This is a genomic window from Ruegeria sp. HKCCA4633, from assembly GCF_013034605.1.
In the GTDB taxonomy this organism is placed as follows: domain Bacteria; phylum Pseudomonadota; class Alphaproteobacteria; order Rhodobacterales; family Rhodobacteraceae; genus Ruegeria.
Window position 1 is genome coordinate 255036 of the sequence record NZ_WQGJ01000001.1, and the last position, 21141, is coordinate 276176.

General features: G+C 56.6%; 23 protein-coding genes. 14 read left to right on the forward strand and 9 right to left on the reverse strand.

Going from position 1 to position 21141, the window contains the following annotated elements:
* Window positions 1-8: 8 nt before the first annotated feature.
* The 3 genes from purL (at window position 9) to grxD (ending at window position 3093) form a co-directional block, all read left to right on the forward strand.
* On the forward strand, window positions 9-2168 hold the full coding sequence (purL, locus tag GOV85_RS01295) for a phosphoribosylformylglycinamidine synthase subunit PurL (protein ID WP_171174229.1): 2160 nt from the start codon (window positions 9-11) through the stop codon (window positions 2166-2168).
* Window positions 2169-2313: 145 nt separating this feature from the next.
* Window positions 2314-2550: a BolA/IbaG family iron-sulfur metabolism protein gene (locus GOV85_RS01300; protein WP_039530494.1), complete on the forward strand. Its 237-nt coding sequence runs from the start codon at window positions 2314-2316 to the stop codon at window positions 2548-2550.
* A 180-nt stretch (window positions 2551-2730) separates the two neighbouring features.
* Window positions 2731-3093, forward strand: a complete 363-nt coding sequence (gene grxD, locus GOV85_RS01305; protein WP_171174231.1) for a Grx4 family monothiol glutaredoxin — start codon at window positions 2731-2733, stop codon at window positions 3091-3093.
* A 6-nt stretch (window positions 3094-3099) separates the two neighbouring features.
* Here grxD and GOV85_RS01310 read toward each other — a convergent pair whose 3' ends face one another.
* Genes GOV85_RS01310 through GOV85_RS01320 form a run of 3 tightly spaced genes read right to left on the reverse strand, consistent with a single transcriptional unit; the run spans window position 3100 to window position 4693 of the window.
* Entirely contained in the window at window positions 3100-3447 is a 348-nt protein-coding gene (locus GOV85_RS01310) for an MliC family protein (protein ID WP_171174233.1), read from the reverse strand.
* On the reverse strand, window positions 3447-3839 hold the full coding sequence (locus GOV85_RS01315; protein ID WP_171174235.1) for a cell division protein ZapA: 393 nt from the start codon (window positions 3837-3839) through the stop codon (window positions 3447-3449). Before GOV85_RS01315 ends, GOV85_RS01310 begins: the two co-directional genes overlap by 1 nt.
* Entirely contained in the window at window positions 3839-4693 is an 855-nt protein-coding gene (locus tag GOV85_RS01320; protein ID WP_171174238.1) for a hypothetical protein, read from the reverse strand. Before GOV85_RS01320 ends, GOV85_RS01315 begins: the two co-directional genes overlap by 1 nt.
* Before the next feature lie 236 nt (window positions 4694-4929).
* Here GOV85_RS01320 and tkt point away from each other — a divergent pair, with 236 nt between their 5' ends.
* Entirely contained in the window at window positions 4930-6954 is a 2025-nt protein-coding gene (gene tkt, locus GOV85_RS01325; RefSeq protein WP_171174240.1) for a transketolase, read from the forward strand.
* Between the two features lie 56 nt (window positions 6955-7010).
* Here the strand turns inward: tkt and GOV85_RS01330 are convergent, their stop codons facing one another.
* Window positions 7011-7973, reverse strand: a complete 963-nt coding sequence (locus GOV85_RS01330; protein WP_171174242.1) for a DUF808 domain-containing protein — start codon at window positions 7971-7973, stop codon at window positions 7011-7013.
* Between the two features lie 181 nt (window positions 7974-8154).
* Here GOV85_RS01330 and gap (GOV85_RS01335) point away from each other — a divergent pair, with 181 nt between their 5' ends.
* The 3 genes from gap (GOV85_RS01335) (at window position 8155) to gap (GOV85_RS01345) (ending at window position 10458) form a co-directional block, all read left to right on the forward strand.
* On the forward strand, window positions 8155-9156 hold the full coding sequence (gap, locus tag GOV85_RS01335; protein WP_171174252.1) for a type I glyceraldehyde-3-phosphate dehydrogenase: 1002 nt from the start codon (window positions 8155-8157) through the stop codon (window positions 9154-9156).
* A gap of 71 nt (window positions 9157-9227) precedes the next feature.
* Window positions 9228-9371 carry a hypothetical protein gene (locus GOV85_RS01340; protein ID WP_171174254.1) on the forward strand — a complete coding sequence of 48 codons (144 nt, stop codon included), beginning with the start codon at window positions 9228-9230 and terminating at the stop codon, window positions 9369-9371.
* Between the two features lie 82 nt (window positions 9372-9453).
* The gene (gap, locus tag GOV85_RS01345) at window positions 9454-10458 is read left to right on the forward strand and encodes a type I glyceraldehyde-3-phosphate dehydrogenase (protein ID WP_171174262.1); all 1005 of its coding nucleotides are present in this window, start codon (window positions 9454-9456) and stop codon (window positions 10456-10458) included.
* On the opposite strand, the gene coaD is transcribed toward gap (GOV85_RS01345), so the two are convergent.
* From coaD to GOV85_RS01360, 3 genes are all read right to left on the reverse strand, one after another.
* The gene (gene coaD, locus GOV85_RS01350) at window positions 10450-10941 is read right to left on the reverse strand and encodes a pantetheine-phosphate adenylyltransferase (RefSeq protein ID WP_171174264.1); all 492 of its coding nucleotides are present in this window, start codon (window positions 10939-10941) and stop codon (window positions 10450-10452) included. The two genes, gap (GOV85_RS01345) and coaD, sit on opposite strands and share 9 nt — an antisense overlap.
* Before the next feature lie 85 nt (window positions 10942-11026).
* Window positions 11027-11464, reverse strand: coding sequence for a CBS domain-containing protein (locus GOV85_RS01355; protein WP_171174266.1), 438 nt, complete (start codon window positions 11462-11464; stop codon window positions 11027-11029).
* Between the two features lie 61 nt (window positions 11465-11525).
* On the reverse strand, window positions 11526-12428 hold the full coding sequence (locus GOV85_RS01360) for a LysR family transcriptional regulator (protein ID WP_171174268.1): 903 nt from the start codon (window positions 12426-12428) through the stop codon (window positions 11526-11528).
* Window positions 12429-12532: 104 nt separating this feature from the next.
* Here GOV85_RS01360 and GOV85_RS01365 point away from each other — a divergent pair, with 104 nt between their 5' ends.
* Together GOV85_RS01365 and GOV85_RS01370 are read left to right on the forward strand one after the other, a co-directional pair.
* Complete coding sequence (locus tag GOV85_RS01365; protein ID WP_171174270.1) at window positions 12533-14032, forward strand: CoA-acylating methylmalonate-semialdehyde dehydrogenase; 1500 nt, start codon at window positions 12533-12535, stop codon at window positions 14030-14032.
* A 201-nt stretch (window positions 14033-14233) separates the two neighbouring features.
* On the forward strand, window positions 14234-14818 hold the full coding sequence (locus tag GOV85_RS01370) for a L,D-transpeptidase (protein ID WP_171089788.1): 585 nt from the start codon (window positions 14234-14236) through the stop codon (window positions 14816-14818).
* A 66-nt stretch (window positions 14819-14884) separates the two neighbouring features.
* Here the strand turns inward: GOV85_RS01370 and GOV85_RS01375 are convergent, their stop codons facing one another.
* Entirely contained in the window at window positions 14885-15361 is a 477-nt protein-coding gene (locus GOV85_RS01375) for a fasciclin domain-containing protein (protein WP_050603486.1), read from the reverse strand.
* 71 nt (window positions 15362-15432) lie between these two features.
* Window positions 15433-16284, reverse strand: a complete 852-nt coding sequence (locus GOV85_RS01380) for a class I SAM-dependent methyltransferase (RefSeq protein ID WP_171174272.1) — start codon at window positions 16282-16284, stop codon at window positions 15433-15435.
* 137 nt (window positions 16285-16421) lie between these two features.
* Between GOV85_RS01380 and GOV85_RS01385 the strand changes: the two genes are divergently transcribed.
* The 5 genes from GOV85_RS01385 (at window position 16422) to GOV85_RS01405 (ending at window position 21135) form a co-directional block, all read left to right on the forward strand.
* On the forward strand, window positions 16422-17537 hold the full coding sequence (locus tag GOV85_RS01385) for a carboxylate-amine ligase (protein ID WP_171174274.1): 1116 nt from the start codon (window positions 16422-16424) through the stop codon (window positions 17535-17537).
* 101 nt (window positions 17538-17638) lie between these two features.
* Window positions 17639-18781, forward strand: a complete 1143-nt coding sequence (locus GOV85_RS01390; protein ID WP_171174277.1) for an acyl-CoA dehydrogenase family protein — start codon at window positions 17639-17641, stop codon at window positions 18779-18781.
* Window positions 18782-18788: 7 nt separating this feature from the next.
* Window positions 18789-19829: an enoyl-CoA hydratase/isomerase family protein gene (locus GOV85_RS01395; protein WP_171174279.1), complete on the forward strand. Its 1041-nt coding sequence runs from the start codon at window positions 18789-18791 to the stop codon at window positions 19827-19829.
* Window positions 19830-19832: 3 nt separating this feature from the next.
* A complete protein-coding gene (mmsB, locus tag GOV85_RS01400; protein ID WP_171174281.1) occupies window positions 19833-20705 on the forward strand; it encodes a 3-hydroxyisobutyrate dehydrogenase in 873 nt (290 codons plus the stop codon).
* A 106-nt stretch (window positions 20706-20811) separates the two neighbouring features.
* Window positions 20812-21135 carry a hypothetical protein gene (locus GOV85_RS01405; RefSeq protein ID WP_245223152.1) on the forward strand — a complete coding sequence of 108 codons (324 nt, stop codon included), beginning with the start codon at window positions 20812-20814 and terminating at the stop codon, window positions 21133-21135.
* The last annotated feature ends 6 nt before the right edge of the window (window positions 21136-21141 follow it).

Here is a 21141-nt window from a genome sequence, read left to right on the forward strand (position 1 = left end):
GACAGAAGATGCAAGAGCCCGCCATCACACCCGATCTGATTGCTGCACACGGGCTCAAGCCCGAGGAATACGACATGATCCTCGAGATCATCGGGCGTGAACCGACCTTTACCGAACTGGGCATCTTTTCCGCGATGTGGAACGAGCATTGCTCGTACAAGTCGTCCAAGAAATGGCTGCGCACCCTGCCTACATCGGGGCCTCAGGTGATTTGCGGACCTGGTGAAAACGCAGGCGTTGTTGATATTGGCGACGGCCAGGCTGTTGTTTTCAAAATGGAAAGCCATAACCACCCGTCATACATCGAACCCTATCAGGGTGCGGCAACGGGCGTTGGTGGCATTCTTCGCGACGTCTTCACCATGGGCGCGCGCCCCATTGCATCGATGAACGCGTTGTCATTCGGCGAACCCGACCACCACAAGACCCGTCAGCTGGTGAATGGCGTGGTCGAAGGCATCGGCGGCTATGGCAACTGTTTTGGCGTGCCATGCGTCGGCGGCGAAGTCCGATTCCATCCGGCCTATAACGGCAACTGTCTGGTGAACGCATTTGCTGCTGGTCTGGCCGACAGCGACAAGATTTTCTACTCCGCCGCGTCCGGCGTCGGGATGCCCGTCGTCTATCTGGGCGCTAAAACCGGTCGAGACGGCGTTGGCGGCGCGACGATGGCCTCTGCTGAATTCGACGACACCATCGAAGAAAAGCGCCCGACAGTACAGGTTGGCGACCCCTTCACCGAAAAACGCCTGATGGAAGCGACGCTCGAACTGATGCGGACCGGAGCAGTGATCTCGATCCAGGATATGGGCGCGGCGGGTCTGACCTGTTCTGCCGTGGAAATGGGTGACAAGGGTGGTCTGGGCGTACGCCTCGATCTGGAAAGCGTACCCCAGCGCGAAGAGAATATGACAGCCTATGAGATGATGCTGTCGGAATCTCAGGAACGTATGTTGATGGTTCTCAAGCCGGAACTTGAGGCCGAGGCCCGCGCTGTTTTCGAAAAATGGGATCTGGACTTCGCCATCGTCGGTGAAACCATCGCCGAAGACCGCTTCCTGATCATGCATAACGGCGAAGTCAAGGCGGACCTTGTCTTGTCCAAGCTCTCCTCCACCGCGCCAGAATATGACCGTCCGTGGGAGCCGACGCCTGCTGCCGAAGAATTGGCCGATGTGCCTCAGATCGACCCGATCGATGGGCTGCGCGCCCTGCTCTCTTCGCCCAACTACGCTGGAAAGCAGTGGGTGTACGAACAGTACGACACCATGGTGATGGCGGACAGCGCCCGCACACCGGGTCTGGGCGCTGGCATGGTGCGTGTCCACGGCACCGACAAGGTGCTTGCCTTTACCTCAGACGTGACACCGCGCTATGTACGCGCAAACCCGGTTGAAGGCGGCAAACAAGCTGTTGCCGAAGCCTATCGCAACTTGACCGCTGTTGGTGCCAAACCTCTGGCCACCACTGATAACCTGAACTTCGGAAACCCCGAAAAGCCCGAAATCATGGGCCAGTTCGTCGGTGCCATTCAAGGCATCGGTGCCGCCGTTGGCGCGTTGGATATGCCGATCGTTTCGGGCAATGTGTCGCTTTACAATGAAACCGATGGTCAGGCGATCCTACCCACCCCAACAATCGGTGCGGTTGGCCTGCTGAACCATTCAGATGAGATTATCGGCAATGAAGTCCGTGAGGGTCACGTCGCCCTGGTCATCGGTGAAACCAAGGGCCATCTGGGCCAGTCCGCACTATTGGCCGAGGTGTTCAACCGTGAAGACGGTGATGCGCCGCGTGTTGATCTGGATGCTGAAAAGCGCAACGGTGACTTCATTCGCGCCAACCGCGAGATGATCAAAGCCTGTACCGACCTTGGCGATGGCGGTCTTGCATTGGCCGCCTTCGAACTGGCCGAAGCGGCTGGCGTTGGTGTCCATCTCGACGAAGCCCCAACCGAATTCCTGTTTGGCGAAGATCAGGCGCGTTATCTGATCGCCTGCAACTTTGACCAGGCAGAGGCACTTATGATTGCAGCCGGCCAAGCCGGTGTACCGCTGGTCTCTGTCGGTCGATTTACAGGTGATTGCGTGAAGGTCGGCAGTTCCGAGGCACCGCTGGCCGAGCTTACAGAGACCTTCCGCACCAGCTTTGCCGCGGCCGTGGCTTAAAATACAGGCTTCTTCTCGTCCCAAATACGGAAATCCTGCGCGTCTAAAAAGGCGCAGGATTTACCGGATTTGTCCGCACGTGCCATCTTGCACGCCCCGCCCCACCGCTCTACATCTTGATAAAGACCTTTAGGAGTAAACCTACATGCCGATGAGCGCCCACGAAATTGAAACCCTGCTGCGCGAGAGCTTTCCCAACGCGGAAATTCAGGTTGGCGGCAGCGATGGCGTTCACATGTCCGCCATGGTCGTGGACGAAAGCTTTCGCGGCAAGAACCGCGTACAGCAGCAGCGCGCTGTCTACGCGGCCTTGAAAGGCAAAATGGACGGCCCAGATGGTGAACTGCACGCGCTGGCGCTGACCACCAAAGTACCGGAATAATAAATTTCTTAGGAATGTGCTTAAATCAATGGGTGGATGGCAACCGCCCCAACCTAATGAGAAACCACCATTGGGAATGGAAGCAACTGACCTAAATCTAGTAAAGAAAACAAACGACGACACGCGTGGCGGCAAGTAGTAATCGACAGCCAAAGACGCGATCTTTGAAGGAAACGCGAAATGACCGATGTGAAGACCCAGATCGACGAAACCGTCAAAGCCAATGATGTGGTGCTGTACATGAAAGGCACCAAGGAGATGCCTCAGTGTGGCTTCTCCTCCCGCGTGGCCGGTGTGCTGAACTATATGGGCGTTGACTACGCTGACGTGAACGTTTTGGCCGACGAGGAAGTTCGTCAGGGTATCAAGGACTACTCTGACTGGCCGACCGTACCTCAGCTTTACGTCAAAGGCGAATTTGTCGGCGGTTGCGACATCATCACCGAAATGACCCTGTCGGGTGAGCTGGACACTCTGTTTGACGAAAACGGTGTCGGCTACAACAAAGATGCAGCCGACAAAATTCGTGAAGCAAACGCGTAAGCCTGCTTATCGGCTGGAACAGTCCTGAAAAATTGCCTGCTCATTGGCGGCGCCCGCCGCCAAATAGCTGATCGATGCCTTCCAGCCTTTTGAGCGCAGAATATAGGTTCCTTGATCTCCGCTGGATTCATAGCGGATACCTGACCCGCTTTCCACTTGGCGCATAGCAACCAGAATATTGTCCACGATCGTCGCCGCAGCGCCTGAACCGTCGGACGCGTTGAAATAGGTCACCGGCAAGGGTATTCCGTTTTCGCAAGTGAATGTGACTGACAGAATGTCAATCTCTGCCAAAGCGGAAGTCGCAGGCACAGCCAGTGCAGCCGCAAACAAGGCGTTTCGCAACACAGTCATCAGGCTTTCTTCTCCTCGACAACGGCCGCAAGCGCTTCTGCCCGCGCGGCCAGCTCTGCCAGTGTATCGGTGACAGATGGCGGAACAACTGCCACTTCGACGCGTTCTGGTTCCGGCGGAGGAGCGTTCCTGAGGTTCTGAAGCTGGGCCTCGACCTCGGCCAACTTTGCCTCAAGCGATTTGACCTTGTCTTCCGTTGCTGCAGTCTTGTCAGCAAGCATGAGCCCGGCCATCAAAAGCATGCGGGATTCAGGCATCCTGCCGATCTGATCGGACAAAACCTGGGCTTCATCGTCCAGCATTTTGGCTGCGGAATGCAGAAAGGGCTCCTCACCGTCCCTGCACGAGACGTCAAAGCCGCGACCGCCGATATTTATGGTCACTTCGGGCATTATTCTACCTCACCTTCTACAAGTTTCGCCTGCGACAGCAGCGGCTCAAGACGCGCAAGAACGGCCTGCGCCTCGGCCGCGTCCGAGGCTTGCGCTGCTCGCGTGGCTTCAAGTTCGGCGACCGTGGCCTTGTTGAGAAGCTCTGCATCCGTCAGGCCCTCAGTTGCGGCCGCGCGCAACTCGTCAACGGCATGGCGCAATTGTTCATTTGCCTTTCGCATACGTTGAAGATCGTCGTCCAAACGAGACATTGCGGCACCATGGCTTGCGCGTTCAGCACGCAGCATTTCCAACTCGGCGCTCAGGTCACCGACACGTTCCGTGTCTTCTAACTCGGCCTTGAGGCGGCTGTTTTCAGCCTCCACTGCTTTAGCCTGATCCAACATGCCACGCAGCTCTTCCAACTCGGCTTTCAGTGGCTCGGGATCTTCCTTTCCATCAAGCTCTGCCCGCATTTCTTCGTTTTCGGCTTTCAATGCGTCCAACTCGGTGCTGTTGTCCAGTGCCGCCTTGGCTTCGGCCAGCTCGGCGCGCGCAGCCTCGACCGAGGCGATCTTGGCGCGGGCTTCTTCCAACTCTGCGCGCAGTGCGTCGATTTCCGAACCGTCAGACGGTGCCGCACGCAGCTCTTCCAGATCAGCGCGTAAGCCATCCATTTGCTCTTCGTGCTGCTGTTTCAGAGATTTCAGCCGTTCCTGAAGTTGCGCGTTGGCAATGCGTTCATCTTCCAGCGCAGTCTGAAGTCCGTCATCCGGCCCGGTGCCCCGAGATTCAGCGCCCAATGCCTCGACCCCCACGCTAATACGGTCCATCGCGGCAATTATGCGGTGCTGTAAGTCTTCTATCTGGCTCATGCCCCTGTCACCTCTTTATCAAGGTTCATTCTGTTTCGATGCGATCCGAATCAAAACCGAATCCCGCCTGCAGACAGTCTAGCGGAATGCGACAGAAAATACCCACTGTTTGCTTTCAAACACTTGAGCTCCGCTCTTCATGCAGTGCGGCCCGATTCACCCCGGTTCCGCTTGCACTTTGGGTACTGAGTGGTATTGAGCCCGCAATCTGCTTCAAACCCAAAGGAACAACGCCCGTGGACCTGACTGCGCTGCGCAAAGCCAACCCCGAACACTGGGACAAAGCTGCGGCCATCCGCACTCTGACCCTTGATGCCGTCGCCGCCGCCAATTCCGGCCATTCCGGTATGCCCATGGGCATGGCCGATGTTGCGACCGTACTGTTCGAAAAGCACCTGAAATTCGACGCTTCAAACCCAAGCTGGCCGGACCGCGACCGGTTCATCCTGTCCGCCGGACACGGCTCGATGCTTGTTTACTCGCTGCTGTACCTCACCGGCCACGCTGACGTGACCCTCAACGAGATCAAAAACTTCCGCCAATTGGGGGCAAAAACCGCCGGTCACCCGGAAAACTTTTTGATTGAAGGTGTTGAAACAACAACCGGCCCGCTGGGTCAGGGCATTTCGAACGCCGTGGGCTTTGCCATGGCCGAAGAGATTCAGCGCGCGCAGTACGGCAAGAAGGTCGTCGATCACTATACCTATGTGATTGCTGGCGACGGCTGTCTGATGGAAGGCGTCAGCCAAGAGGCGATCACGCTGGCCGGTCGCCACGAACTGAGCAAACTAATCGTCTTTTGGGACAACAACAACATCACCATCGACGGTACCGTCGATATTGCCGACCGCACTGATCAGGTGCGCCGTTTTGCGGCCTCAGGCTGGCATGTAATCGAGATTGACGGCCACGATCCAAATGCGATCGACGCAGCGATTGTGGACGCGAAGAAGTCCAGCAAGCCGACCATGATCGCATGCGAAAGCCACATCGCCTTGGGTCACGCAGCACAGGATACATCAAAAGGCCATGGTGCTCTGACCGATCAGGATCAGTTGAAAGCCGCCAAGGAAGGCTATGGCTGGCCGCATGACGCATTTGAAATCCCGGCCAATGTTAAATCCGCGTGGGAAGCCATTGGCGCACGTGGTGCTGCCGAACGAGCGGCCTGGGAAGAGCGTTTCGCGCAACTTTCTGAACGCAAGCAGGCCGAGTTCAACCGTGCCTACGCGTTTGAAGCCCCTAAAAAGCTGGCTGGCGCCATTCGTTCTTTCAAAAAGCAAGTTTCGGAAGATCAACCAAAGCTGGCTACCCGCGCCTCGTCAGAAAAAGTACTGAACGTCGTGAACCCGATCATGACCGAAACCGTTGGCGGCTCGGCTGACCTGACCGGCTCGAACAACACCAAATCGGCCGATATGGGTGTGTTCCTGCCGGAAAACCGCAAAGGACGCTATATCCACTACGGTATTCGCGAACACGGCATGGCCGCTGCGATGAACGGCATGGCGCTGCATGGTGGCATCCGCCCCTATGGCGGTACATTCATGGCCTTCACCGACTATGCCCGCCCGTCCATGCGTTTGGCGGCCCTGATGAAAATCCCATCTGTCTTCGTGATGACCCATGACTCAATCGGCCTGGGCGAAGACGGCCCGACCCACCAGCCGGTTGAACATCTGGCCATCTCACGTGCAACGCCGAACACCTATGTGTTCCGCCCCGCTGACACGGTTGAAACTGCCGAAGCGTGGGAGCTGGCGCTGACCTTCAAGGACAGCCCGTCGGTCCTGTCTCTGACCCGTCAGGGTGTGCCGACCGTGCGGACCCAGCACAAAACCAAGAACCTCGTTGCGCAAGGTGCTTATGTCTTGGCTGAAGCCGAAGGCAAACGTCAGGCCATCCTGATCGCGACCGGGTCCGAAGTGTCCCTGGCGATGGAAGCCAAAGCGATGCTCGAAGCCGAGGGCATCGGAACCCGTGTTGTCTCGATGCCCTGTATGGAACTGTTCGCTGAACAAGACGAAGCCTACCGCAAACGCGTTCTGCCTGCCGGTGCGGTTCGCGTCGGCATCGAAGCCGCCGTTCGCGCCGGAGGCTGGGATCGCTGGCTTCTGGGTGAGCGTGGTCGCGAGGCCAAAGCCGGGTTCATCGGCATGTCAAGCTTTGGTGCTTCAGCCCCGGCAGGAGAGCTTTACAAGCATTTCGGCATCACCGCCGAAGCAACCGTAGCCAAAGTCAAAGAACTGCTGGGCCTGTAAAACAGACGCATCTGATCAAGCAAAGGGCGGCTTAGGCCGCCCTTTTCATTTGGGTTTCAATGTGTTTGTGACTTCTTCGAAAGCAAAGGCCCAATCACTTTGGTCGCCACCGGGATCAAAACCAATCCCCAAGCCAAACCAAATACGCCATCCATCGTGGCCTTGGACATCCACTCAACTGCGCCAACCCATTGATCGGAAACCGAATGACCAATGGCGTAGGCCCAATCGTGGATGTGATGGCCCAACCATCCGAAGCCCAACACCTCCATCCCGTGGATCACAATCGACCCGCCGACCCACAGCATCGCTGCTGTCCCAACAATGGACAGGGTTTTCATCACGCCGGGCATCGCTTTGACCAACCCACGGCCAAGACCACGACCAATCGGGGTCGGTGCGTTTTGCGCCAGATAAAGCCCGACATCATCCATTTTTACGATCAGCGCAACAGAACCATAAACAGCCACCGTCACCCCGATCCCAACAACGGCCAGAGTCGCCGCCTGCATCCACAGGTTCGGCGCTTCGATCGCCGCCAAAGCAATCGTCATGATCTCGGCCGACAAGATAAAGTCCGTCTTGATCGCGCCTTTGACCTTTTGTTCCTCGAGGTGACCGGGGTCACGGACATCCATGTCCTGTTCAATGGCGTGGCTGCCGTGCGGGAACAAGACGTGGAATATCTTTTCGGCCCCTTCAAAACAAAGGTAAGACCCTCCAATCATGAGTAATGGTGTGATCAGCCACGGCGCGAAGTTGGCCAGTAGCAGCGCCACCGGCAGCAGCAATATGATCTTGTTGAAAATCGACCCGCGCGCAATGCGCCAGATGATCGGCAACTCTCGCGCAGGCGCAAACCCCTGAACATATTTGGGCGTGACCGCCGCGTCGTCGATGATCACCCCGGCAGTCTTGGCCCCGGCCTTACCTGCCGCCGCAACCACGTCGTCGACCGAAGCCGCCGCCACTTTGGCAATTCCCGCCACATCGTCCAAAAGGGCCAACAGTCCGCTCATCGCGTGTCCTTTCCTGCCATCTGCCGCATCGGGACCCTACCTGATCTCTCAGCTAGCGCAAGCGTTAGCGCAATCGGCGCAGGTTTGCGCTAACACCTTAAAAATATGCCGTTTTTGCCCTTTTGAGATTCCCATTTCGCCGCTATATGGCCCACAAAGCAAGCGCATCTGGAGACGTCATATGACCATCAAGGTCGGTATCAATGGTTTTGGCCGCATTGGCCGCTGCACCCTGTCGCACATCGCCGCTTCGGGGCGTAACGACATCGAAGTGATCAAAGTCAACGCCACCGGCCCATTGGAAACCTCGGCGCACCTTTTGAAATACGACAGTGTTCACGGGCGTTTCCCGCGCGAAGTCTCCATTGACGGAAACACGATGGATCTGGGTCGCGGCCCGATGCAGATGTTCTCGACCTACGACATGAACGAGCTGGACTGGGAAGGCTGCGACGTCGTTCTGGAATGCACAGGCAAGTTCAACGACGGCACAAAGGCGAAAACCCACCTTGAGCGCGGTGCCGGAAAGGTTCTGCTGTCCGCTCCGGGCAAGAATGTCGACAAGACCATCGTCTTCGGCGTGAACCACAATACGCTGACCGCCAATGACAACATGGTATCGAACGGCTCTTGCACCACCAACTGCCTGGCCCCGTTGGCCAAGGTACTTGACGAAGGCGTCGGTATTGAAAACGGCATTATGACCACCATCCACGCCTATACCGGCGACCAGCCGACACTGGACCGTCGCCACAGCGACCTGTACCGCGCCCGTGCCGCAGCTATGTCGATGATCCCGACGTCGACCGGAGCCGCCAAGGCGTTGGGCGAAGTTCTGCCGAACCTCAAAGGCCGTCTGGACGGGTCCGCGATCCGCGTCCCCACTCCGAATGTCTCTGCTGTAGACCTGACCTTCCGTGCCGCGCGCGATGTAACCGTCGAGGAAGTCAACGCTATCGTCGAAGAAGCTGCCAAAGGCCCAATGCAGCGCGTACTAGGTTTTGAGCCCGCACCGCTGGTCTCAACAGATTTCAACCACACCGAAGAAAGCTCTATCTTCGCACCGGATCAGACCCGCGTTGTAGACAATCGCCTGGTCCGTGTTCTGGCCTGGTATGACAACGAATGGGGCTTCTCAGTCCGTATGGCCGACGTGGCCGTGGCGATGGGGCGTCTTAACTGACCATTCGGACTTCGCTTGTACCTTAATGCCCGCTCAGGTTATCTGGGCGGGCATTTTTGTTCGGAACGGCCATGACCAATCTTATCGCCATCTGGCTCGGCATCCTACTGCTTGGGGGCGCAATGCTGGATATGACCCTGTACGGCGGCGACCACCTGCTGTTCCTTGCCAAGAAGCTCTACGAATTTTTGGACTGGCTCGCCTTCTGGCGCTGATCGAGGTTTCTCTTGACTCTTTCGTTGATCTGGAGTTGTTAGCGCTAACTAATCTGATATAGGTTTTCCGACGGAGCAGACCATGACCCTGAAACTTGCCATCAACGGATTTGGACGGATTGGGCGCGGGGTTCTGCGCGCAGTGATGGAAAGCGGTCGCACAGACGTTGAAATCGTGGCGATCAACGATCTGGGCAAACCTGACATGAACGCACATCTGTTTGAGTTCGACAGCGTGCATGGTCGCTACGCCAACCCGGTTACACTCAGCGACGCAGGTTTGGACGTTGGTCGTGGGCCGATCCGCCTGACCAGCGAACGCAACCCCGAAGACCTACCTTGGTCGGATATTGATGTCGTTCTGGAATGCACCGGTGTTTTCCGTACGCGAGAGGCCGCTGAGCGTCACTTCAAAAACGGCTCGAAAAAGGTTCTGATCTCGGCCCCGGCCCGCGGTGATGGCAACATCAAGACCGTCGTGTTTGGTGTAAATGATCACGAACTGACCGCCGAAGACCTGGTCGTGTCGAACGCATCCTGCACCACCAACTGCCTTTCGCCGGTCGCTGCTGCCCTGGATGCGGGGCTTGGCATCAAGCATGGTAATATGACGACTGTCCACGCCTATACGGCCAGCCAGCCCGTACATGACTTAGTTGGAAAAGACCCTTACCTGTCACGCGCCGCGGCGTTGTCGATGATCCCCACCACAACCGGCGCGGCTGCCGCCGTTGGCTTGGTGCTGCCGCAACTGCAAGGCAAACTGACGGGTCAGGCAATCCGCGTCCCTACCCCGAACGTTTCAGTCGTTGACTTGGTGGCTGAAGTATCCCGCCCAACCACCGAAGAAGAGGTAAATCAGCTGTTCATCGATGCCGCAGCAAAAATCCCCGGCGTATTGGCTGCTGAAAACCGGCCGCTGGTTTCCGTTGACTTCAATCACGACCCGCACAGCTCGACCGTGTCGCTGGCCGAAACCAAAGTCACCGATGGCACACTTGTTCGCGTACTGGCCTGGTATGACAATGAATGGGGCTTCTCGAACCGGATGTTGGACACAGCCGCCGCAATGGGCGCCCTAGCCTAACCGTTCTTTCAGCGCGGCGTTGACGCGGGGCGTGACGAACTTCGACACGTCCCCATTCAATCGGGCGATTTCCTTGACCAGTTTCGAGGCAATTGCCTGATGGCGCGCTTCTGCCATCAAAAAGACGGTCTCGATTGAATCGTCCAATGCACGGTTCATTCCAACCATCTGAAATTCGTACTCAAAGTCGGCAACAGCGCGCAAGCCACGCACAATGATCTGCGCCCCGACATCCCGCGCGCAATCGATCAGCAGGTTTTCAAACGGATGCGCGACAATCTCGGTCCCGGTCTGTTCAGAAAGCTGGGAACATTCGGCTTCAATCATGGCCACGCGCTCTTCTAACGAGAACAAAGGTCCTTTATCCCGGTTGATGGCAACACCAATGACCAGCTTGTCGACCAAAGCTGCCGCCCGACGAATGATATCGATGTGGCCCATTGTGATGGGATCAAAGGTTCCAGGATACAATCCAACCCGCATCACGCCCTCCTGCGCAACAAAATTTCTGCGCAAGCAAACACAACTTTGCTGCAGGTGCAAGTGATTGCTTTGGCAGCTCTGGCCGCTAGTGGCCCATTATCATGCTTTCCAAAGCGTCTTTTTCCATGGCCAATTCGGAAAGCTGGGCCTTCACCACATCGCCCAACGTTACGATGCCAACAAGTTTGCCATCTTCAACAACCGGCATATGGCGGAAACGCCCTTCCGTCATTTGTGACATGATGTCCTCAACTGTGGTCTGACGCGTCGCTGTCACAAGGTCCTGCGTCATGTAAGACTTTACTGGCTGGTTCAGACAGCCACTGCCGCTGGCCGCCAATTCTCGAACGATGTCACGTTCCGACAATATACCTGCAGCGGTTTCGCCACCATCGTCGGAAACCACGACTGTACCGATACGCTTCTCCGCAAGAATCTTCGAGGCCTCTGAGACAGTCGCTGTCGACGCCACGGTCACGACACCATCGGTCGCCTTAGACTTCAGGATGGCCTGTACTAGCATGAAGAATACCTCCGGAAATAATCACACTTATTCCAAAGCGTTGCGCGATTGTCGCGACCTGTCAAGCGTCGGCCACTGCTTCCAAACGAAGCACTTCCTCGCGAATGCCGCGCGTCAGAGCTTCGGCAAAGCGGTTCAACCGTTCGTTGCGTTGGTCACCTTCATGCCGCACAAGATAGAAACTGCGCGTCAAACTCACTTGATCCGTCAGGATTTTCCGCAGATCGGGATGGAAGGGTAGCGTGAAATCATGGGCCACGCAGACCCCGGTTCCCAGCGTGACCTGCCGCAATTGGACCGAGACCGAGTTCGATGCAAGCGCGACACGGTCAATACCAATGTCGTTCAGGTAATCCAGCTCGCGGTCGAAGATCATGTCGGGGATATAGCCGATCAACCTGTGCCCTTTCAGGTCTGTGACAGAGCGGATCGGACCATGTCGGTGCAGATAGTTTTCGGTCGCAACCATATGCAGTTTATAGTCGCTGATCTTTTTCACACGCAGTTGGCCGGCTGTTGGCGCACTGACTGTCACAGCCATGTCCGCCTCGCGCCGGGACAAGTTGATTACCCGCGGAAGTGCAAGAATCTGAATGTCCAGATCAGGGTTCGCATCGCTGATTTTTGCGCAGACCTGCGGCAGCAGGTAATTGGCGCTGCCATCCGGTGCGCCGATCCTGATTTGTCCGCTGAGTGATTTGGTCGGTCCGGTGACAGCTCCGGCAGCGGCACGCATCGCCTCTTCGGCGTGTAGCCCGTGCTCTAAAAGACGTTGCCCAGCCGGTGTCAGAACATAGCCTTGCTGGGACTTGGTAAACAACGAAGAATCCAAAGTGGATTCGAGCCGCGCAACACGACGCCCGACAGTGGCAGGATCAATTTTCAGGATACGACCAGCAGAAGACAAGCTTTCTTCGCGTGCCACGGCCAGAAAAATCCGCATATCGTCCCAGTTTGGGGTCATCTCACACTCTTTTGCATTTTTGCAAAACTCCTTTGAGACATTGCCTCTGTTCGCGGGATTTCTGCAAGCCTATTCTGCGCGCAAATCTATCGGAGGAGCTATTGATGCAAGATCTGACCCATTTCCTGAACGGCGAAATGGTCGCCGGTACATCCGGTCGTTTCGACGACGTTTACAACCCGGCGACGGGCGAAGTTCAATACAAATGCCCAATGGCCAGCGCGGCAGAAACCACGGCAGCAATTGAAGCGGCAGCAGCGGCCCAGCCCGCATGGGGCGCAACCAACCCGCAGAAACGTGCGCGCGTCATGATGGCCATGGTTGGCTTGATGAACCGCGACATGGACAAGCTGGCCGAAGCGCTAAGCCGCGAGCATGGTAAAACCATCCCCGATGCCAAAGGCGACTTGCAGCGTGGTCTGGAAGTGATTGAATACTGCATCGGCGCGCCACAGATGCTTAAGGGCGAGTTCACCGACAGCGCAGGCCCCGGCATAGACATGTATTCGATGCGCCAGCCTTTGGGTGTCGTGGGTTCGATCATGCCCTTCAACTTCCCCGCCATGATGCCGCTTTGGCATGTTGGACCGGCGCTGGCTTGTGGGAACGCCGTGGTCCTGAAACCGTCCGAGCGTGACCCGTCGGTTCCGCTGATGCTGGCTGAACTCTTCATCGAAGCCGGTCTGCCCAAAGGTGTGTTCCAGGTCGTGAACGGTGACAAAGAAGCCGTTGATACGATCCTCGACAGCGAAATCATCCAGGGTGTCAGCTTTGTGGGTTCTACCCCGATTGCGCAATATATCTACAGCCGCGCAACCGCCAACGGCAAACGCGCCCAGTGTTTTGGCGGTGCCAAGAACCACATGATCGTCATGCCCGACGCTGACTTAGATCAGGCGGCTGACGCTCTAGTTGGTGCCGGATTTGGAGCGGCAGGCGAACGCTGCATGGCAATCTCGGTCGCGGTTCCCGTTGGTGAAGAAACTGCGGACAAGCTGATCGAAAAGCTGATCCCGCGTGTCGAAAAGCTGAAAGTCGGCCCTTACACGGCCGGTGATGATGTCGATATGGGTCCGGTCGTCACCGGGGCCGCAAAAGAACGCATCCTAGGTCTGATCAACTCGGGTGTTGAGCAAGGCGCCAAGCTGGTTGTCGACAACCGTGACTTCAGCCTGCAGGGCTATGAAGATGGCTTTTTTGTTGGCCCCCACCTCTTCGACCATGTCACCCCGGACATGGACATCTACAAACAGGAAATCTTTGGCCCGGTCCTGTCCACCGTACGCGCCGGTTCGTATGAAGAGGCGCTGAAGCTGGCGATGGACCATGAATATGGCAACGGAACCGCGATTTTCACCCGTGACGGTGACACCGCGCGTGATTTTGCCAGCCGGATCAATATCGGCATGGTTGGCATCAACGTGCCGATCCCGGTTCCGCTGGCCTATCACACCTTTGGTGGCTGGAAGAAATCGATGTTTGGTGACTTGAACCAGCACGGCCCTGACAGCTTCAAATTCTACACCCGAACCAAAACCGTGACCTCGCGCTGGCCGTCGGGCATCAAAGAAGGTGGCGAGTTCAACTTTAAAGCCATGGACTGATTGGAACGATCATTACGCTGACAAACCCGGCCTTATCTTGGGCCGGGTTTTGCATTTTTCCGCCGATAAGCAGGCTCACGTGCCAATCTCACGAGAAATTCAGCTTTGATACTCTGGAAAAACTCATCAAAGCAAAATATTTTGTCGGGAAGTGTGTACCGAGCAGTGAAATTATCGGAGGCAGTCTTGTCCCATTCCCGTATGACCCGTCGTTCCGCCCTGTTGGGCGCAGCATCATTGGTGGCAACCCCTGCCCTTGTTCGGGCACAAAGCACAGATGCTTTCCCAGAAACAGAAGACGCCATCAGCACGCAATTGCCAGTGCGCCGCAACGTGTCCTCGTTCTCGCAACAGAACTGGCAGGATCACTTTGATGAGCTTGGTGTTGGCTGCCTGCTGGCCGATATCACAAGCCGCGCCGTGCATTATTGGAGCCCGGACGGAACGTATAAGCTTTACCCAAGTTCGGTTCCGATGAGTGAGGAACTCACCAAACGCGGTTACACAAAAGTCGTACGCAAAACCGAATTCCCAAGCTGGACGCCGACTGCTTCCATGCGCGAGCGGGATCCGTCATTGCCGGTTCGGATGGAAGGTGGCGACCCCGGAAACCCATTGGGCACCCGCGCCATGTATCTGGGCTGGCCAGCCTACCTTGTTCACGGAACCCATGACACGCGCAAAATTGGCCGTCAGAGCTCGTCCGGCTGTATCGGACTCTACAATCAACACGTGGAAGAATTGTATCCGCTTGTTCAGATTGGGACTCAGGTGCGTCTGGTCTGATTTGCTGATCGTAAAACGCAAAAGCCCCGGACAATCGCCGGGGCTTTGGTATCTTCTGGGTGCAGATTATTCCGGCAGGATCACTGCATCGACCACATGAATGACGCCATTGCTGGCTTCGATGTCAGCCTGTACCACTTTGGCATCGTTTACTTTTACGCCATTTTTCGCATTTACGCTCAAGCGTTCGCCCTGAACGGTCAAAACCTTGGCGCGTTTGCCAGCGATGTCACCAGACATGACTTTGGCCGGAACCACATGATAAGTCAGGATCGACACAAGCTGATCCTTGTTCTCGGGCAGCAGAAGTGACTCAACGGTGCCTTCGGGCAGAGCAGCAAATGCTTCATCCGTCGGGGCAAAGACGGTGAACGGGCCATCGCCTTTCAGGGTATCTACCAGACCCGCAGCCTGAACGGCAGCGACCAGGGTGTTAAACGAACCTGCAGCAACGGCAGTGTCGACGATGTCTGCGGCTTGCGCCTTCAGCGGCATGGCAAATGCAAGTGCGGCGGCTGCGCCCATGAATGTGCGACGGAACATAGCTGTCTTCTCCTCTCCAGCGTGTTATGGAAAGGGTTACGGACCTTTTGCCGCACTGGATCACTCTGAGATCAATTTTCTTTGCGCTGAACCCAAATGCTCTGCGCGCGCCCTTCTGTTAGAAAAGGCAACGCAGCGACCGCATCAGGGCGGTCTTGTTGCAGGTAATAACCCGGCCAAAGCATTGAATACGAACCAGATTGTAACAATGCGTGCAGCATGTACTGCTCGCCCCAGCCCGGACAATCATAGAAGAAACGCTTGGGATATTCGTAGGGCAGAAAAACATCGTGTACATGAATGACCACACCGGGTTTCAGCGCTGGAATGATGCGGCAGAACAGATGGGCGACGTCATTGCTCATCCGCACAACGTGGCTTGAATCGATGAACAGAACATCTCCGGCTTCAAGCTCGGCAAAAAGCGATGGGTCAACTTCTTCAAGACGTTTTTGTTCGAAGTGGTCCACGACATGGGCAATGTCGGCACGAGGGTATGGGTCAATGGCAGTGATCGTGGTGTCCAACCCGCCGTCAATAATCGCTTGCCGGGTCACGCGGGTTGAGTTCCCGCACCCCACCTCGATCACGCGTTTGGGCTGAAAGCGGCGGATCATCAGATACAGGGCATCCGCATCCGGGCTGTCGTAATAACCGTTACCCGTGCGATAGCCGGTCTGAGTACGCGCAGGGTCTTTTAACGCCTGTAAATCCGCCTTGTGACGGTTATATTCCGCCACCAATTGCGAGATGTCGAACCCTTCCATGCCTGGTGACAAGGCATAGGCCGGACGCGTCAACCCCCCGGCGGCCTCAAACGACTCAAGCCTCGCACGTTCATCTTGATCCGTGACTGTATCAACCAGTTTCACTCCCAACTCATCCAAGGCTGCGTTGATCTTTGGGAATTTTCTGGGTTTCACGGCGTTGGCTCCACGTTCTGTGCTGATCCGTTCCTTACAATTGCCGCCCGTACCAGTGCAAGGACAAGCCGGGCAAACCCTTGGCAAAAGGCAAATTTCCGTATTCACTGAAACTTACGACAGCCAAAGGGGGCTCCATGCAGCAAGAATTCACACTGGGCATTGAAGAAGAGTATCTTCTGGTGGATCGCGACAGCCTGCAATTGTCAGAGGCCCCCGGAGCGCTGATGGAGGCCTGCCAGAATGATTTCGAAGGTCAGGTCAGCCCCGAGTTCCTGCAATGTCAGATTGAAGTCGGCACGCGCCCGCACACAACCATAGCCTCGGCGCGAGAAGACCTCAAACGCCTGCGATCCTGCGTGTCGAAACGAGCTGCCGAATACAATCTGTCCCCGATCGCTGTATCCTGTCATCCCTTCGCCAATTGGAAAGATCAACATCACACCCGCAAGGAACGATATGACGCCTTGCAACACGCGTTAGGTGGCGTAGCACGTCGGATGCTGATCTGCGGGATGCATGTACACGTGGGGGTCGAAGACCCCGCCCTGCGCGCCGATCTGATGCCGCAGCTGTCTTACTTTTTGCCCCATCTTTTGGCCTTGTCCACATCCTCACCCTTTTGGAACGGCGAAGATACCGGCCTATCCTCATATCGCTTGACCGTGTTCGACAACCTTCCCCGAACCGGCCTGCCCCCAGTTTTTGGCAGTTGGGCTGAGTATGAACGCACCACAGGTATACTCGTCGAACTGGGCGTGATCGAGGACACGACCAAGATATGGTGGGACCTGCGCCCGTCGCATCGTTTCCCTACGCTTGAAACCCGGATCATGGACGTGCAACCCCGGCTGGAGCACACGTTGTCCCTGGCGGCACTCGTCCAGGCACTGACCCGAATGTTGTGTCGACTGAAAGACCGCAACCTGCGTTGGCGGCAATATGATCGCTTCCTGATCGGAGAAAACCGTTGGCGTGCGCAGCGTTATGGCGTGGGCGAAGGATTGATTGACTTCGGCGACCGCTCGGTCAAGCCGATGTCCGAACTGATCGGCGACCTTATGGGGTTGTTGGCGGAAGACACCGAAGCGCTTGGAACGATGACCGAACTTGCGCGGTTACGGCAGATCGCCGAAAACGGCACTTCGGCCACCCGTCAACGCCGTGTCCACGCCGAGGCCGTCGCGCGCGGGGACGATCCCGGGCAAGCAGTCGTGCGCCATCTGATCGAGGAATTCCACGCGGATCTCTAGACTGCTCCAGCGTTTTGCGCCCCATTGTTGAACCTGCAAAATTTCTGTAAGAATTCGGAAATAAACAACCGTTCAATTCATTGCCGACGGGAGGGAACGCCATGGATTTCGCACTCAGCGAGGAACAGACAGCCATTTTCGACATGGCATATTCGTTTGGGCAGGAAAATATCGCACCCTTTGCGCGGCAGTGGGAATCCGATGGCACCATTCCAAAAACCTTGTGGCCACAGATCGGCGAGCTTGGCTTTGGGGCTTTGTATGTATCCGAGGACAGCGGCGGTTCGAACCTGACCCGCCTGGATGCCACCTTGGTATTCGAGGCGTTGTCGATGGCCTGCCCTTCGGTCGCGGCATTCCTGTCAATCCACAACATGTGCGCCAAGATGTTGGACAATTTTGCGGATGAATACCTCAAGGCACGCATCATGCCCGATGTTCTCAGCCTCAACACGGTGCTGAGCTATTGCCTGACCGAGCCCGGTTCCGGCTCGGACGCGGCGGCCTTGAAGACACGCGCCGTACGCACGAACGAAGGCTATACGTTGAACGGCACCAAGGCATTCATCTCGGGCGGTGGGTATTCCGATGCCTATGTATGCATGGTGCGCACCGGTCAGGACGGCCCCAAGGGTATTTCAACCGTTTATGTCGAGGACGGAACTCCGGGTCTTAGCTTTGGAGCACTGGAAGAGAAAATGGGCTGGAAAAGTCAGCCCACCGCGCAGGTGCAGTTCGATGATTGCAAAATCCCGGCAGGCAATCTTGTCGGCACCGAAGGCGACGGTTTCAAATATGCCATGATGGGCCTCGACGGCGGGCGACTGAACATCGCGGCCTGTTCCCTTGGTGCCGCGCAGACCGGTTTGGATATGACGTTGCAATACATGTCCGAACGCAAGGCGTTTGGCCAATCCATCGACCAGTTCCAGGCCCTTCAGTTCCGCCTGGCGGATATGGAGATTGAACTACAAGCCGCACGGACCTTTCTGCGTCAAGCCGCTTGGAAACTAGATAACGGCGCGCCCGACGCCACTAAGTTCTGCGCCATGGCCAAAAAATTCGTGACCGAAACCGGATCGAAGGTGGTGGATCAGTGCCTGCAGCTGCATGGTGGTTATGGCTATCTTGCCGACTACGGCATTGAAAAGCTTGTGCGCGATCTTCGGGTGCATCAGATATTGGAAGGCACAAATGAGATCATGCGCGTGATCGTATCGCGTCAGATGCTTGCCAACCGCTGAGGGCCACATGTCAGACATTGAAATCCGCACCACAGGCCGTGCCGGACGCATCACCCTGACCCGCCAACATGCTTTGAACGCAATGAGCTACGAGATGTGCATGGCCATCGACGCGGCGATGCGCAACTGGCGCGAAGACGATGCCGTTGACCTTATCATTCTGGACGCCGAAGGTGAAAAAGCCTTTTGCGCAGGTGGAGACATCGCCGAGCTCTACGAAACCGGTACCAAGGGCGACTATGCCTACGGGCAGACATTCTGGCGTGACGAGTACCGTCTGAATGCGATGATCTTCGAATATCCCAAGCCGGTCATCAGCTTTCTTCAGGGCTTTACCATGGGCGGCGGTGTCGGCATCGGGTGCCATGGCAGCCATCGCGTTGTCGGGGAAAGCTCGAAAATCGCGATGCCAGAATGCTCGATTGGTTTGGTACCGGATGTGGGCGGCTCGCTTATGCTGGCCCTCGCCCCCGGTCGGTTGGGCGAGTTTTTGGGAACGACTGGGTTCCGAATGGGCCCTGCGGATGCAATTCTGGCAAGGTTCGCGGACCATTACATCCCTCAATCACACTGGTCCGATTTGACTGAGATGCTTGAGGCCTCTGGCGACGCAGGGCTGATTTCACAACATGCCGAAACACCACCCGCCGGAGAACTGGCCGAGTTGCAGGCCGACATTGATCAGCATTTCTCGGGCGAAACACTTGGCGACATCGTGACGAGCCTGCGCAACAGCGACCACGATTTTTCGCAGAAAACCCTAGCGACTCTGGGAAAAAACGCCCCACTTTCCACGGCCTGTACGGTTGAAATGCTGCACCGTCTGCGCGGCCCCGCTTTGTCCATACGGCGCGCCCTGGAGTTGGAATACCGTTTCACCCACCGGTCGATGGAACACGGTGACTTTCTGGAAGGTATCCGCGCGCAAATCATCGATAAAGACCGCAGCCCGAACTGGCAGTTTGCCGATATGAACGTCCCTTTGACGGCCGTTTCGAAAATGCTGCAACCGCTGGGCGCGGATACCCTGACATTTGAGGAGGACTAAAAGATGCAGATCGGTTTCATTGGGCTGGGAAATATGGGCGCGCCCATGGCGGCCAACCTGGCAAAAGCCGGGCATCAGATTCTGGGGTTTGATACGACTGGCGTCACCGTGGAAGGTGTCACTCAGGTCGAAACGGCGTCTGACGCGGTTGCGGGTGCTGATGCGGTCATCACCATGCTGCCAAACGGCGCTATTCTAAGGGCCGTTGCGGATCAGGTCATTCCCGCAATGTCAAAAGGGGCTGTGTTAATCGACTGCTCGACGGTTGACGTGGACAGCGCGCGTGCGGTTGCGGATCAGGCTATGGGAGCCGGACTTTTGTCCGTGGATGCGCCGGTTTCCGGCGGTATCGGCGGTGCAGCGGCAGGTACGTTAACGTTCATGGCCGGCGGATCGGAAGCCGCATTCGCCAAAGCTGCACCGCTGTTCGAGATCATGGGACAAAAAGCGGTTCACTGTGGCGAAGCCGGGGCCGGACAAGCCGCCAAGATCTGCAACAATATGATCCTTGGCGTCACCATGATTGCCACCTGCGAGGCTTTTGCACTGGCAGACAAACTGGGATTGGACCGGCAAAAGATGTTCGATGTCGTCAGTACATCGTCAGGCTATAGCTGGACGATGAATGCCTATTGCCCTGCCCCCGGCGTTGGCCCGCAAAGCCCTGCTGACAATGACTACACGCCCGGATTCGCCGCCGAGCTCATGCTAAAGGACCTGCGTCTCAGCCAGCAAGCAGCAGACAGCGCTGATGCGGATACACCGATGGGTCAGGTCGCGACTTCGCTATATGAACAATTTGTTGAAAATGAAGACGGATTGGGCCGCGACTTCAGCGCGATGCTGCCACGCTTTGAAAAACGAGGGCGCGAATAGGCAATTCGGCGGCCTCTTGCCCAGCCATTTGACAGACAATCGGCAAGGGGCCATCTATCCAGTCATGTTCCGAGGCGTCTTCAGCCTGTTCGCAAGGGAAAGTGACATGACAAGATACCTGGTGACTACAGCGATGCTTGTGGCGATGACGCTTGTACCTGTTACAGCCGTGGCAAAAAACAAAAACGGGCATTGCCCACCGGGTTTAGCCAAGAAGTCCATTCCTTGCGTGCCTCCCGGGCAAGCAAAAAAGATCTATCGGAACGGCGATTTCATCCGCAACGACTATCGATGGGTAGACAATCCGTACCGTTATGGGCTGAACCGAAACTATTCCTACATTCGCGCGGGTGACTACGTGTACCGGGTCGACCCAGACACACGCAAAGTCTTGAACCTGATCGGTGCGGTTGCCGATATTCTGAACTGATCTGAA

Excerpts from the sequence above, each read along its gene's own strand:
- GOV85_RS01390 (WP_171174277.1), top strand. The coding sequence starts at position 17,639 with ATGGATTTCGCACTCAGCGAGGAACAGACAGCCATTTTCGACATGGCA.
- GOV85_RS01385 (WP_171174274.1), top strand. The coding sequence starts at position 16,422 with ATGCAGCAAGAATTCACACTGGGCATTGAAGAAGAGTATCTTCTGGTG.
- GOV85_RS01370 (WP_171089788.1), top strand. The coding sequence starts at position 14,234 with ATGACCCGTCGTTCCGCCCTGTTGGGCGCAGCATCATTGGTGGCAACC.
- GOV85_RS01355 (WP_171174266.1), bottom strand. The coding sequence starts at position 11,464 with ATGCTAGTACAGGCCATCCTGAAGTCTAAGGCGACCGATGGTGTCGTG.
- GOV85_RS01300 (WP_039530494.1), top strand. The coding sequence starts at position 2,314 with ATGCCGATGAGCGCCCACGAAATTGAAACCCTGCTGCGCGAGAGCTTT.
- GOV85_RS01330 (WP_171174242.1), bottom strand. The coding sequence starts at position 7,973 with ATGAGCGGACTGTTGGCCCTTTTGGACGATGTGGCGGGAATTGCCAAA.
- GOV85_RS01320 (WP_171174238.1), bottom strand. The coding sequence starts at position 4,693 with ATGAGCCAGATAGAAGACTTACAGCACCGCATAATTGCCGCGATGGAC.
- GOV85_RS01375 (WP_050603486.1), bottom strand. The coding sequence starts at position 15,361 with ATGTTCCGTCGCACATTCATGGGCGCAGCCGCCGCACTTGCATTTGCC.
- GOV85_RS01395 (WP_171174279.1), top strand. The coding sequence starts at position 18,789 with ATGTCAGACATTGAAATCCGCACCACAGGCCGTGCCGGACGCATCACC.
- GOV85_RS01310 (WP_171174233.1), bottom strand. The coding sequence starts at position 3,447 with ATGACTGTGTTGCGAAACGCCTTGTTTGCGGCTGCACTGGCTGTGCCT.
- grxD (WP_171174231.1), top strand. The coding sequence starts at position 2,731 with ATGACCGATGTGAAGACCCAGATCGACGAAACCGTCAAAGCCAATGAT.
- GOV85_RS01315 (WP_171174235.1), bottom strand. The coding sequence starts at position 3,839 with ATGCCCGAAGTGACCATAAATATCGGCGGTCGCGGCTTTGACGTCTCG.
- GOV85_RS01405 (WP_245223152.1), top strand. The coding sequence starts at position 20,812 with ATGACAAGATACCTGGTGACTACAGCGATGCTTGTGGCGATGACGCTT.
- gap (WP_171174262.1), top strand. The coding sequence starts at position 9,454 with ATGACCCTGAAACTTGCCATCAACGGATTTGGACGGATTGGGCGCGGG.
- coaD (WP_171174264.1), bottom strand. The coding sequence starts at position 10,941 with ATGCGGGTTGGATTGTATCCTGGAACCTTTGATCCCATCACAATGGGC.
- GOV85_RS01365 (WP_171174270.1), top strand. The coding sequence starts at position 12,533 with ATGCAAGATCTGACCCATTTCCTGAACGGCGAAATGGTCGCCGGTACA.
- GOV85_RS01360 (WP_171174268.1), bottom strand. The coding sequence starts at position 12,428 with ATGACCCCAAACTGGGACGATATGCGGATTTTTCTGGCCGTGGCACGC.
- GOV85_RS01340 (WP_171174254.1), top strand. The coding sequence starts at position 9,228 with ATGACCAATCTTATCGCCATCTGGCTCGGCATCCTACTGCTTGGGGGC.
- mmsB (WP_171174281.1), top strand. The coding sequence starts at position 19,833 with ATGCAGATCGGTTTCATTGGGCTGGGAAATATGGGCGCGCCCATGGCG.
- purL (WP_171174229.1), top strand. The coding sequence starts at position 9 with ATGCAAGAGCCCGCCATCACACCCGATCTGATTGCTGCACACGGGCTC.
- gap (WP_171174252.1), top strand. The coding sequence starts at position 8,155 with ATGACCATCAAGGTCGGTATCAATGGTTTTGGCCGCATTGGCCGCTGC.